At 68.8% G+C, this 12,467-nt stretch carries 10 protein-coding genes and 2 pseudogenes; 8 read left to right on the forward strand and 4 right to left on the reverse strand.

The genetic code is table 11. The annotated features are described in order from the left end of the window. Positions 1–15 precede the first annotated feature (15 nt). The 3 genes and pseudogenes from BKK79_RS27630 to BKK79_RS27640 all read right to left on the reverse strand — a co-directional run. Positions 16–585, reverse strand: a pseudogene (locus BKK79_RS27630) (enolase C-terminal domain-like protein); the annotation flags it as partial. Positions 586–720: 135 nt separating this feature from the next. Further along, positions 721–1,278 carry a hypothetical protein gene (locus BKK79_RS27635; protein WP_157128535.1) on the reverse strand — a complete coding sequence of 186 codons (558 nt, stop codon included), beginning with the start codon at positions 1,276–1,278 and terminating at the stop codon, positions 721–723. A gap of 73 nt (positions 1,279–1,351) precedes the next feature. After that, entirely contained in the window at positions 1,352–3,160 is a 1,809-nt protein-coding gene (locus BKK79_RS27640; RefSeq protein ID WP_071039411.1) for a peptidoglycan D,D-transpeptidase FtsI family protein, read from the reverse strand. 432 nt (positions 3,161–3,592) lie between these two features. Here BKK79_RS27640 and BKK79_RS27645 point away from each other — a divergent pair, with 432 nt between their 5' ends. Together BKK79_RS27645 and pstS are read left to right on the forward strand one after the other, a co-directional pair. Next, positions 3,593–4,093, forward strand: coding sequence for a flagellar basal body-associated FliL family protein (locus tag BKK79_RS27645; protein ID WP_071039412.1), 501 nt, complete (start codon positions 3,593–3,595; stop codon positions 4,091–4,093). 228 nt (positions 4,094–4,321) lie between these two features. After that, positions 4,322–5,386 (forward strand): phosphate ABC transporter substrate-binding protein PstS, encoded by a 1,065-nt coding sequence (gene pstS / locus BKK79_RS27650; RefSeq protein ID WP_084085232.1) that lies wholly within the window; start codon positions 4,322–4,324, stop codon positions 5,384–5,386. A 52-nt stretch (positions 5,387–5,438) separates the two neighbouring features. On the opposite strand, the gene BKK79_RS27655 is transcribed toward pstS, so the two are convergent. Next, positions 5,439–5,732 carry a hypothetical protein gene (locus BKK79_RS27655; protein ID WP_071039413.1) on the reverse strand — a complete coding sequence of 98 codons (294 nt, stop codon included), beginning with the start codon at positions 5,730–5,732 and terminating at the stop codon, positions 5,439–5,441. A gap of 195 nt (positions 5,733–5,927) precedes the next feature. Here BKK79_RS27655 and BKK79_RS27660 point away from each other — a divergent pair, with 195 nt between their 5' ends. From BKK79_RS27660 to BKK79_RS27685, 6 genes and pseudogenes are all read left to right on the forward strand, one after another. After that, positions 5,928–6,857 (forward strand): LysR family transcriptional regulator, encoded by a 930-nt coding sequence (locus BKK79_RS27660; RefSeq protein ID WP_071016931.1) that lies wholly within the window; start codon positions 5,928–5,930, stop codon positions 6,855–6,857. Between the two features lie 248 nt (positions 6,858–7,105). Beyond that, positions 7,106–8,368 carry a serine hydrolase domain-containing protein gene (locus tag BKK79_RS27665; protein ID WP_071016929.1) on the forward strand — a complete coding sequence of 421 codons (1,263 nt, stop codon included), beginning with the start codon at positions 7,106–7,108 and terminating at the stop codon, positions 8,366–8,368. An 88-nt stretch (positions 8,369–8,456) separates the two neighbouring features. Then, complete coding sequence (locus BKK79_RS27670) at positions 8,457–8,789, forward strand: DUF2322 family protein (RefSeq protein ID WP_071039414.1); 333 nt, start codon at positions 8,457–8,459, stop codon at positions 8,787–8,789. A gap of 118 nt (positions 8,790–8,907) precedes the next feature. Then, positions 8,908–9,774, forward strand: coding sequence for a GntR family transcriptional regulator (locus BKK79_RS27675; protein WP_156811395.1), 867 nt, complete (start codon positions 8,908–8,910; stop codon positions 9,772–9,774). Positions 9,775–10,123: 349 nt separating this feature from the next. Then, positions 10,124–11,011 carry an IclR family transcriptional regulator gene (locus BKK79_RS27680; RefSeq protein ID WP_084085640.1) on the forward strand — a complete coding sequence of 296 codons (888 nt, stop codon included), beginning with the start codon at positions 10,124–10,126 and terminating at the stop codon, positions 11,009–11,011. Positions 11,012–11,345: 334 nt separating this feature from the next. Next, positions 11,346–12,444: pseudogene (locus BKK79_RS27685) on the forward strand (MFS transporter). Positions 12,445–12,467 lie beyond the last annotated feature (23 nt).

A 12,467-nucleotide genomic window follows, 5' to 3' on the forward strand; every position in this document is an offset into this window, starting at 1 on the left:
CGCCGAATACCCGCCGAATACCCGCTGCATCACCCCCCAGGCCTCCCCATGCCCCTCGAAGCCGATGCCAGGCGCCTGCGGCAGCGTCGCCATGCCGGCGTCGACACAGCTGCCGTCGGCCGCGCCGCGGAAGGGCGCGAAGGCGAGTGGATTGACCTCGGCCCCCCAGCCCCAGGGCTGCCACCACGTGCAGCGCGAACAGGTGCCGCCGTGCGGCCAGAAGGCGTGGCGCGGCCAGCCGCCGGTGGCGAGGCGGGCGTCGAGGATGCGCAGGTGGCCCGGCAGGCCGTAGCAGTGCACCGGGTCGAACACCAGCACGCCGTGCGCGCGGCGCAGGCCGCCGTGGCGGTCGAGCAGGTGAGCCTCGGCGTCCGAGAAGAGGGCCTCGCCGGCGGCGATGGGATGAGGGTGACACGCGGCCACAGCGGCCTGGGTGTCAAAGTCGAGCGGGTCGCAGAGGTCCTCGAACCACCAGAGTCCGTACTCACATAGCGCATCGGCCGCGGCCGGCGCGGTGTCGGCGCGATAGCTGTTCATGGCGTCCACCGCCAGACAGGCGCTGCCGGCCAGGCGGGCGGCCGTCGCGCACCGCGTCGGTGGTGATGGCCAGCAGGTTGGTGGTCAGGCCGCCGGCGGGCAGGAGGGATCGTCGTAGCGTGAGACCGGGATGGGGTGCTCGCGGATCTCGGTGATGCGCATCGGAGCCCTCGGGTCCGGAGGCTAGGTCGCTCGGGCGCGTCCAAGCAGAGCGGTCACCGTTGCGGCTGGGACATGGAATGACTTCAGTGCTAGTGATGCCGGCGAACGGGCTCTGGCGAGGTGGGTCGTGATTTGGACGTTGGCACCGATGGTGCTCCCCTGGGTAAGGATCTCCCCGACCCTGGCCTTGGGGATCAGGAAGAACACGTACGGCGCATCGTCCAGGTACTGATTCGGATAGCGCATGTCCTTTTCGCCGACGAGAACGAGGAAGGCGAAGCTTTTCCCCTTGTCTTTCCAGCCGAGGGGTTTGCTCCAGTTCCAGCGCCTGGTTGCCGCTCGCGCGACTGGTGTGTTCAGTTTGCTGAATTTCACCTCGACGGTGACGGAGCCACCCACGACGATATCGTGCTCAGCCGCAAAGTCCGTCAGTTCTCCGCCTGTAAGGTCGGCGACCAGCGTTTCCCCCTTCATGCCCTGCAGGACGGCCGTATGCATGCGCAGGAAGGACAGCTCGCTTTCCAGCGCAGAGACGCGCGCCCGTAGCGCGCGGTTCTCGGTTTCCAGGTCGCTTGTCATGATCGTCACGATGGGCACGCATGGGAGCGGGGGCGCCTGGCGTGGCCGGCCCCGGCCACGCGGGGATCCTGCTTCAGGCGTGGCCGCCCAGCGGCCCGCCGGGCTTGCCGGCCGGCAGGTTGTCCTGCGGCATGTCGGTCGGCGCCGCCAGGATGGCGCCGGGCTTGAACGGCAGGTCGGGACGGATGCCCAGCAGCGGCAGCGCCTGCGAGGCGATCTCGGCGAAGGCCGGGCCGGCGGCCTGGCCGCCGAAGTGCTGCGAGGCCTTGGGTTCGTCGATGGACACGGCGATCACCAGGCGCGGCGCGGACAGCGGCGCGAGGCCGACGAAGGAGGCGCGGTACTTGGAGTGGTCGTAGCCGTGGGCGCCGGCCTTGTAGGCGGTGCCGGTCTTGCCGCCGATGCTGTAGCCGTCGACCTGGGCGGTGGTGGCGGTGCCGCCCACGCTGACCACGCCGGCCAGCATCTGGCGCATCTCGGCGGCGGTCTTGCTGTCGATCACGCGCACGCCCTTGGTTTGCGCGGCGGGGTCGCCCTGGAGGATGGTGATCGGGGCCAGCATGCCGTCGTTGGCGAAGATGGTGTAGGCGCGCGCGAGCTGGAACAGCGAGGCCGAGATGCCGTAGCCGTAGGCCATGGTGGCCTGTTCGATGGGGCGCCATTTCTTGAACGGCCGCACGCGGCCGGTGACCGCGCCGGGGAAGCCGAGCTTGGGCGCCTGGCCCAGGCCGATCTCGGTGAACATGTCCCACATCTCTTCGGCGTGCAGCATCGTCGAGACCTTGGTCATGCCGATATTGCTGGACTTCTGGATCACGCCGGCCGCCGTCAGCACGCCGTTGGCGCTGTCGTCGGTGATGGTGGCGCCCTCGAACACGTAGCGGCCCGGGCCGGTGTCGATCAGGGTGGCAGGCGTGAGGCGGTGCAGGTCCAGCGCCAGCGCCATGGTGAAGGGCTTGAGGATGGAGCCCGGCTCGAACACATCGGTGAAGACGCGGTTGCGCAGCTGCTCGCCGGTCAGGTGCTCGCGGTCGTTGGGGTTGTAGGTGGGCAGGTTGGCCAGCGCCAGCACCTGGCCGGCCTTGACGTCGATCACCACCGCCATGCCGGCCTTGGCGCCGGTGCGCTCCAGCGCGTTCTTCAGCGCCTGGTAAGCGACGTACTGCACGCGCGTGTCGAGCGTCAGGCGGACGTCGGCGCCCACGCGCGCCGGCGTGGAATCGTCCAGGTCCTCGATGGTGTGGCCGATGCGGTCCTTGATGACGTGGCGCACGCCCGAGCGGCCTTCGAGCTGGGTTTCCTCGCCCAGTTCCATGCCTTCCTGGCCCTTGTCCTCGACATTGGTGAAGCCGACCACGTGGGCGGTCACTTCGCCTTCGGGGTAGAAGCGCTTGTACTCGCTGCTTTCGTAGACGCCGGGAATGCCGAGCGCCTCGATCTGCTTGCCGACCTCGGGCGAGACCTGGCGCTTGACGTAGACGAACTTGCGCTCGCCGATCAGCTTGCTGCGCAGCTCGCGCACCGGCATCTCGAGCAGCTTGCCGGCCTGGGCCAGCTGCTGGTCGGGCAGGTCGGCGGGGACTTCGGCCGGCACCGCCCAGATGGTGCGCATGGGCAGGCTGGTGGCCAGCACGTGGCCGTCGCGGTCCTCGATCTTGCCGCGCACGGCGGGCATCACGATGGCGTGCTCGTAGCGCTTTTCGCCCTGGGCGATGAAGAAGCTGTTGCCGGGGCCGGCGATCCAGAAGGCGCGGGCGACCAGTCCGCCGAAGGCGAGGGTGATGAAGCCGACCACCAGCTTGGAGCGCCAGAGCGATGTACGGGTCTGCAGCACGGGGCTGGCTGAGAACTTGACGTTCCTGTTCGGGCGGTTCCTGTGCATGGCGATCGCGGGGAGGCGGCTACGGCATTGTATTTTCGCGAGATCGTAGCATGCGGGCAGGCCGCGTGGCCGCGCCATCGGCCGCTTTGCGCGCAGTGGCGTGCGAAGTCGGCTGGGCGCCGCCCTGCGCGGCGCCCAGGGCTGCCGGGGCGTTGCGTTATTGCCATGCAAGGTGCGCCGGGACGGGCCGCCCGCGCCGGCGCGCCGGACTCAAGCCGGACCGCTTCCTGCCGTTAGACGATGGTGCGCCGATGATGTGCGGTACATGTGCCGAGCATGTGTTGAACATGTGTTGAACATGTGTTGAACATGTGTTGAACATGTGCTCCGTATGTACCGAGCATGTGCTGCCCATGTTGCGGGTACGCACCATGCATGCGCGGACCGGTGGCGTCCCGGTCCCGCCTTTTCGTTCACCAAGACCACCTTACGATGTCCAAAGCTGCCACTCTCCAATCGAAGCCGACGTCCGCCGCACCGGGTGCCGGCAAGACCGGCACGCGCCTGCTGCTGGCCGTCCTGGCCGTGCTGCTGGTCGTCGCGGCCGCCGGCGCGGGCTACTGGTGGTGGGGGCTGCGCGGCAAGGCGGCGGGCGCCGCGCCGGCACCGGCCGCGGCGCCGGCCTACCTGCCGCTCGATCCGCTGGTGGTGAACCTGAGCGACGACGGCTCGGCGGCCCACCTGCTGCGCATCGCCATCACCCTCAAGCTGGCCGGCCCCGACGCCAAGGAGGCGCTGACCGCCCGCATGCCGGAGATCCGCGACCGCGTCCTCAACACGCTGGCGAGCCAGCATGCCGACCGCATCGTCTCCGCCGAGGGCAAGGCGGCGCTGCGCGAGGCGCTGCTGGCGCAGGTCGCTGCCGTGGCCAAGGGCAGCCGCGCCGACGGGCAGGTCGGCGAGGTGTTGTTCACGGAATTCGTGGTGCAGTGACGGACGCTCCCGCGGGGCGCCGGCCGGCCGGGGACAACGCCGTCCTGTGCAGCGCCCCGCGGCGTCCTAGAATGGCCCTATCGCTGCCTCGGAATCGCCGCGCCGCCTGATCGCGATCGCGCGGCACCCGGCGCGGCGCGGGCCGGCCTGGCGTACCGATGCGCCGATGCGCCGATGCGGCCGCGGATCCTGGATCCTGCAAGAGCAAGAACAAGCGGAGGTGCCGGTATGGACCGTTCCGACCTGAGCGGCGCCGCGCGGCGCTGGCTGCCGGGCCTCATCCGGCGGTCGCTGTTGTCCCTGGCGTGCCTGCTGTCCCTGGCGTTCCTCCTGCCTGCTGCGCACGGCAGCGAGATCACCGGCGCGGGCTCGACCTTCGTCTACCCGGTGCTGGCCAAGTGGGCTGCCTCCTATTACTCCAAGACCGGCAAGGCGGTGGACTACCAGCCGATCGGCTCGGGCGGCGGCATCCAGCAGGTCAAGGCCGGCTCGGTGACCTTCGGCGCGACCGACATGCCGCTCAGGCCGGAGGAACTGCACAGCGCCGGGCTGGCGCAGTTCCCGCTCGTGGTCGGGGGCGTGGTGCCGGTGGTGAACCTGGACGGCATCCAGCCCGGCCAGCTCCACCTCACGGGGCCGCTGCTGGCCCGCATCTACCTTGGCACGATCAGCAACTGGAACGATCCGGCCATCGCCGCCGACAATCCCGGCCTGGTCCTGCCCGACCGCAAGATCGTGGTGGTCCACCGCAGCGACCTGTCGGGCACCACCTTCAACTGGACCGATTACCTGTCCAAGGTCAGCGATGGCTGGCAACGCCAGGTCGGCGCCGGCACCACGGTACGCTGGCCGGTCGGCTTCGGCGCCAGCGGCAGCGATGGTGTGTCGCTCTACATCCGTAATGTCAAGGGGGCGATCGGCTATGTCGAGCTGACCTATGCGTTGCAGCGCAAGCTGGCCTACGCCGCGGTGCGTAACCAGGCGGGCGTCTTCGTGCAGCCGACCTGGGATAGCTTCAGCGCGGCGGTGGCGTCGGCGCAATGGACGCCGCAGCAGGACTTCTACCAGGTCATCACCAACGCCTCCGGGGACAAGGCCTGGCCCATCACCGGGGTGGTCTACGTGCTGATGCAACGCCGCGGCAAGAGCGCGGGCGATGCCAGGGACGCGCTAGCCTTCTTCCGCTGGGTGCTGCAGGAGGGGCAGGCGGACGCCGACCGCGAGCACTATGTGGCGTTGCCCGAGCCGCTGGTCAGGCAGGTGGAAGGGTATTGGAGCGAGGCGTTCCGCTGAGGGCGGCGGGCACGCGCAAGGCGCGCCGGTATGCGGCCTGCCGCGCCGCGCCTTACAGCGGTGCGCGGTCGGTCGTTTCGTAACGGGCGCCGTCGCTGTAGCTGTCGAACCTGGCGGACTTGGCGCCGTCGACGAAGGTGTCGAACTTCGCGCCGCTCTTGGCGCCGTCGACGAAGGTGTCGAACTTCGCGCCGCTCTTGGCGCCGTCGGTGTAGACGTCATAGCGGGCGGTACGGGCGCCGTCGCTGTAAGTGTCGAATCTGCCACTCTTGGCCAGCGCCGGAGCGGCCGTCAGGGCGGCGGCGATGGCGGTGACGACGATCAGGGCGTATTGGTAGGTCTTCATGGCTCACTCACTCCGTTTCTTCAACGGGATGCCGCGTCTTGTATTTGGTCTGCTGCATTGCGACATCCGATGGCGGAATATTAGGCGTTTCCCTTATTTCAATAAATGCTGGCGGCGGAAATGATTGGTTTTGTTTTTGACAATAAATAGGCCGCGCTACGGAAAGAATTCCGGGACAGGCCGGGGGACTGTGCCATGGATCGTCTGCAATCGATGCGTGTCTTCACCAAGGTGGTGGAACTGGGCAGCTTCGCCCGTGCAGCGCAGCAGCTCGAAATGTCCAACGCCGTCGTGACCCGCTACGTGGCCGACCTGGAGAGCCACCTCGGCACCCGCCTGCTGAACCGCACCACGCGCAGCCTGTCCCTGACCGACGCCGGCGAGACCTATCTGCAGCGCTGCCAGCAGATCCTGGAAGACCTCGACGAGGCGGAAGGCCTGGTCACCGCGCGCAGCCAGTCGCTGTCGGGCACGCTGCGGCTGGTCACACCGGTGATGTTCGGCCTGCACCTGCTGCCGGCCTTGATGGCGCGTTTCCAGCAGCGCTACCCCGAGGTGGTCTTCGACGTGATGCTGTCCGACCGCAATGTCGACATCGTGGAGGAGGGGCGCGACGTTGCCGTGATGCTGTCGGACCTGGGCCTGGGCCCGCACCTGGTGGCGCGGCCGCTGGTCTCGGCGGAGATCGTGATGTGCGCTTCGCCCGGCTACCTGCGCGCCCACCCGCCCTTGACCCACCCGCGCGAACTGAGCCAGCACAGCTGCATCGCCATGCGCCTGACAGGCCTGGATACCGAGTGGACCCTGACCGGCCCGGAAGGCGAGCTGACGGTGCCGGTTCGGGCCAGCCTGCTTTGCAGCAATGCCGAACTGGCCCACCAGGCTGCCCTGGCCGACCTGGGCGTGGCGATGCTGGGCTCCTACGTGGTGCGGCCCGAGATCGAAGCCGGGCGGCTGGTGCATGTCCTGCCGCAATACCAGCTGCCGCGCCGCGACGTCAGCGTGGTCTACCCCAGCCGCAAGTTCCTGCCGACCAAGGTGCGGGCCTTCATCGATTTCCTGGTCGACGAGGCGCGCGTCGGCGCCAAGATGGGCGTGCGCGCGGCGGTGCCGGACGTAGCCTGAGCGCTCTTCCTTTCCTTCTCCCTGACAGCCTGATTACCTGGCTGCCTGATTGCCGTGGCTGGCTTGCCCGAGGCCTGGAGCAAGTGCTTTGTCATGCGCAAAGATGCTATCATTCTATTTTTAGAATGACTTGATGCGGCAGCAACGTGCGCCGGAGCGCGAGGGGGCATCCGTCTCCTTCCGTCCGTTTCACATCCGTTTCCCGTTCGTTCGGGCCGGTGCCAGCACAGAACACAGGAGAAACACAGATGACCAAGGCAGAGCGACTGGGGTTTTCGGCCGGACGGCTGGCGGCGTTCGATGCGTGGCTGGATGCGCGCTACGTGGCGCCCGGCCGGCTACCGGGCGCGGTCACGCTGGTGCACCGGCGCGGCGAGCTCGTGCACCGCAACGTAATCGGCTCGATGGACCTGGAGCGCGCCCGGCCCATGCGCGAGGACGCCATCTTCCGCATCTACTCCATGAGCAAGCCGGTCACCAGCGTGGCGTTCATGACACTGGTCGAGCAAGGCCTGGTTGCTCTCGACGATCCGGTCTCCCGCTTCATCCCGGCGTGGAAGCATCTCGGCGTGGCCGTGGCCGGCGCGCGCAGCCTCGGCGGTTTCCACACCCGCCCGCTTAACCGCGAGATGCTGGTGGTGGACCTGCTGCGCCATACCGCGGGCCTGACCTACTATTTCCAGGCCCGCACCAATGTCGACGCGGCCTATCGCGAGCTCGCCCTCGGCGAACCGGACAATCCGACCGGGCTGGCCGGCATGATCGAGAGCCTGAGCCAGCTCCCGCTCGACTACTCGCCGGGTGAAGCGTGGAACTATTCGGTGGCGACGCATGTGCTGGGCTATCTGGTCGAGACGATCTCCGGGCGGCCCTTCGCCGACTACCTGCAGGAGGCGGTCTTCGGCCCGGTCGGCATGCCCGACACGGGCTTCTTCGTGCCGGACAGCAAGGCCGAGCGCCTGTGCGCCTGCTACAGCCCGGCGCCCGGAGGCGGGCTGGCGCTGCAGGACGACCCCGCGCACAGCAGCTTCCGCCGCGTTCCGGCCCTGGCCTCGGGCGGCAGCGGCCTGGTGTCGACCGCCCACGACTATCTTCGCTTCTGCCGCATGCTGCTGGCAGGCGGCTCGATCGACGGGCAGCAGGTACTGAGCCCCAAGACGGTGGCGCTGATGACGATGAACCATCTGCCCGGCGGCAACACGCTGGACAGGATGTCGCGCTCCAGCTTCAGCGAGGCGGTCTATCCGGGGCTGGGTTTCGGCCTCGGCTTCGCTGTCACGCAGGATGTGGCCGCCACCATGATGCCGGGCAGCGCGGGGGATTATTTCTGGGGCGGCGGCGCCAGCACCAGCTTCTGGATCGATCCGGTGGAGGACCTGGCGGTGGTGTTCATGACCCAGCTGCTGCCGTCGACCGCCAGCCAGATCCGCCGGGACCTGCGCCACTGGATCTACGGCGCGCTGAGCGAGAGCGAAAGCGACGGCGGGGCGCGCCGGCGGCCGGCTGCCTGACGCCGGCCGTCCCGGGCTCGATCGGATAAGATACGGCCCGCCGCGCCACGCGGCGTGACAAATCCATGGAGTGAATTCAGTGACTGCAGTGATCCAGCCGAGCCATGTGTTCAAGGACAACCTCGCCCAGCTTCCCGCCATCGACGGCATCGAGCGCATCGAACTGGTCGACGCCGGCGGCGCGGTGAGCGCCAGCATCGAGAACGTGCCGGGCAAGCAGGGCTCGCTGGCCGTGTACCACTACCTGCAGCAGGCCTTCGGCGCGCTCGACGCCAAGGCGGCCGAACACGGCCTCGCCGTGTTCGCCGAGCACACCGCCGACGCGCGCAACCGCCCGGGCGCACACCCGAACGTCGATCGCCTGCTGGCGATCGTGGCCGGCGGCGAGCCGCTGGGCCTGCGCGCCGTCGCCAAGGCCTGAGCGTGACCCGGGGCGCTTGCGCCCTGCCGGTCCCGTCCGCAGCAGCCTGCCGGCGCGCCGGCAGGCCGGGAATCCGGCCGGCGGCGGCGCCCAGGCGTGAATCCGGGAGCTTGTGATCTTGAGCACATTGCAGAAGTCCGGGCGCAAGGGTGTCGCCCTCTACCTCCAGATCGCCAGCCTGCTGCGAGGACGCATCCTGCAGGGCGAATGGAAGCGCGGCGACCAGCTGCCGACCATCCCGGAACTGTGCGCCGCTCACGGCGTGGGTACCATCACCGTGCGCCAGGCGCTGGCCCGCCTGAGCGACGAGGGACTGGTGAGCAGTGCCCAGGGCCGCGGCACCTTCGTCACCGCCGACGTGGTCTCGCCGGCGGACAACGAACGCTTGCGCCACGCCATCAATGACCCGCTGCGCCTGGCGCCGGGCCAGGCCATCCGTGTGCTGCTGCGCGAGCCGGTCGACGCCTTGCCCGCGGCGCTGCGCACCGGCCAGCCCGAGCACCCGCCTTATCTGCGCATCCGCGCCCTGCACCTGCACGACGGCGAGCCCTACGGCGTGATGGATAGCTATGTCGCGCGGGAAACCTATGCGCGCTTCCCGGCGGGCAGCGACGAGCGGCACAAGATCGGCTACCTGGTCCGCCAGTACAACCGCATCCCGCTGGACAAGGCCCGCCAGGAAATCACCGCCGCCTATGCCGACCAGGAAACGGCCGACCTGCTGGCCGGCGGCGCAGACTGCAGCATGGCCGACATGCTGGTGCGCGTCCGGCGCTGGTGGACTGCGCGCGACGGGCGCATCGCCTATGCCGGCCTCTACCTCTATCGCGCCGACCGCTTCGTGCTCGACGTGACCCACGACCTCACCGACGGTGACGGCGGCCATGAGGCCGGCCGCAGCATCGACCTGGTGCCCGCCCCGCGCCAGGACAAGCCGCCGGCGCGCACCGCCGCCGCAAAGCCCCGGCGCAGGCTCGGGAACTAGCCTGCCGGGTCTTCCGCTTCTTCCGTTCGCGCAAGACCCATCGGGCCAGCTGCCTTCGTGGCAGGCCTTCTTCCCCCACACATTTTCTTGCTCCCCATTTCGGTCCGCATTGCGGACCATTCATTGTTCTAAGGGCTGCGCCAGCGCCTCCATCGCATGGAGGCTGCAGCACATGGATAGCGGGGTTTCGCCTTAATATTGCCTATTTCGATGGTTATCGGACCTATTGTTGCGGGATGGATCGATATACGCCGGCATTCGCAGGCATTTCCTTCGCGGCAGTGTCTCCGTTATGATGGTCCGCTATGCGAACCGAAATTTGAAATTCGTTGACATGGAGTTTTTCGCTATGACAGCATCCGGTCCAAGCAAGGGATCCACCGGCAGCCGGGTGGCGGGTGGCCGCCGACGTGGCGCCGAGGCGGCGCCGAAGCCGAACTACGAGCAGCGGGACATCACCCGTTTCGACGACGCCGCGGACAAGGACCGCCAGTTCGTCACCGCGCTGGCGCGCGGACTGGAACTGCTGCGTTGCTTCGGCGCGGGCGAGCGCCACCTCGGCCTGTCGGCGCTGGCGCGCCGCGCGGGCCTGCCGAAGGCCACGGTGGCGCGGCTGGCGGGCACGCTGGCCAAGCTGGGCTACCTGCGCTACAGCGAGGCGCTGGGCAAGTACAGCCTCGGCACGGGCGTGCTGTCGCTCGGCTACGCGATGCTGTCGAACCTCGACATCCGCGACGTGGCGCGGCCGCTGATGCAGGAGCTGGCCGAGCACGCGCGCGCCTCGGTGTCGATCGGCGTGCGTGACCGGCTCTCGGTGGTCTACATCGAATGGGTACGCAGCAGCGCGCCGATCACGGTGATGCGCGGGATCGGCGTGCGCCTGCCGATCGCCACCACGTCGATGGGGCGCGCCTACCTGGCCGCGGCCGGCGACGCCGAGCGCGACGAGGTGCTGGAACAGGTGCGCCTGCAGGACGCCGAGGCGTGGCCGCGTATCCGCCAAGGGCTGGAGCAGGCCCGGCAGGAATACGCGGAGCGCGGCTTCTGCCTGTCGGTCGGCGACTGGGACAAGGACATCGCCAGCGTCGGCGTGCCGTTCACCGCGCCGGATGGCACCCGCATGGCATTCAATTGCGGCGGCCCGGCCTTCGTGGTCAGCCGCGAGATGCTGGAGAACGAGATCGGCCCGCGCCTCGTGGCGCTGGTCAAGCGCGTGGGCACGGCCCTGGGCCGGTGACACGCGCAGCAGTGCAGGACAGCAGGCGATCGGCGCCTCCTGGCAGCCCCTTGCCCCGTGCGGGCAGGGCGGAGGCGGGGCGCCGCCCGCAGCAGAGGAACGGACGCCGCGCGCGTACCGGTCCCGCCGCCGGGTCATGGTGATGACACGTGCCGCAGTCCGCCCGCATCGTCGGATCCGCTGGATCTGGCCGATCGGGAGGCAGGCGCGTCCTTTGGAGGAGTAGATGGAAGTGGGTTTGACCGGCCAGCGCGAACTGGCCGCACGCGACCGGGTATGGATCGCGGTGTTCGTTTTCGCCTTTCTCGGGCTGATGGTCGATGGCGCCGACCTGATGTTCCTGTCCTATAGCCTGTCCAGCCTCAAGCAGGAGTTCGGCCTGTCCAACGTGCAGGCGGGGGCGCTCGGCAGCATCACGCTGGCGGGCATGGCCTTCGGCGGCATCTATGGCGGCTGGGCCGCCGACCGCTTCGGCCGCGTGCGCACAGTGGTCTGGACCATCCTCGTCTTCTCGCTCGGCACGGCGGCACTCGGCCTGACCCATGACTTCTGGCAGTTCGCGGTGTTCCGCTTCATCGCCTCGCTCGGCCTCGGCGCGCCGCACCACGGTGCTCGGCACGCTCCAGGCCGGCTGGTCGGTCGGCTACGTGGTGGCGACGCTGCTGGCCGGCTGGATCCTGCCGTCCTTCGGCTGGCGCTGGCTGTTCTTCCTCGCCATCGTGCCGGTGGTGCTGGCGGTGCTGATGCAGCGCTATATCCCCGAGCCCGCGAGCTACCTCGCCGCGCGCGCCAGGGGCGATCTCGCGCGGCGCCGCGGCAACGCCGGGCCGAGCGCGATGCAGCGCATCTTCGGCAATCCGGCGCATCGCCGCATGTTCCTGCTGTGGTCGCTCACGGCGGGCCTGCTGCAGTTCGGCTACTACGGCGTCAACAACTGGATGCCGACCTACCTCGAGAAGGAACTGCACGTGAAGTTCTCCTCGATGACCGGCTATATGGTGGGCACCTACCTGGCGATGATCTTCGGCAAGATCGCGGCCGGATGGCTGGCCGACAGGTTCGGCCGCCGCGCGGTGTTCGCCATCGGCGCGTTCGGCTCGGCGGTCTTCCTGCCGGTCATCGTGCTGTATCACTCGCCGGCGAACATCGTCTACCTGATGACGATCTTCGGCTTTCTCTACGGCATTCCGTACGGCGTGAACGCTACCTACATGACGGAGAGCTTCGAGGCCAGCATCCGCGGTTCGGCGGTGGGCGGCGCCTATAACGTCGGCCGCCTCGGCGCGGCGATCGCCCCGGCGGCGATCGGCTTCATCGCGACCGACGGGTCGATCGGGCTCGGCTTCCTGGTGATGGGCGGTGCCTACTTCCTGTGCGGCCTGCTGCCGGCGCTCTGCATCAAGGAAAAGCTCTACGATCCGCAGCAGGCCTGACGGCACTGCGGGCGGGACGCATC

The organism is Cupriavidus sp. USMAA2-4 (assembly GCF_001854305.1).
Taxonomy (GTDB): Bacteria; Pseudomonadota; Gammaproteobacteria; order Burkholderiales; family Burkholderiaceae; genus Cupriavidus; species Cupriavidus malaysiensis.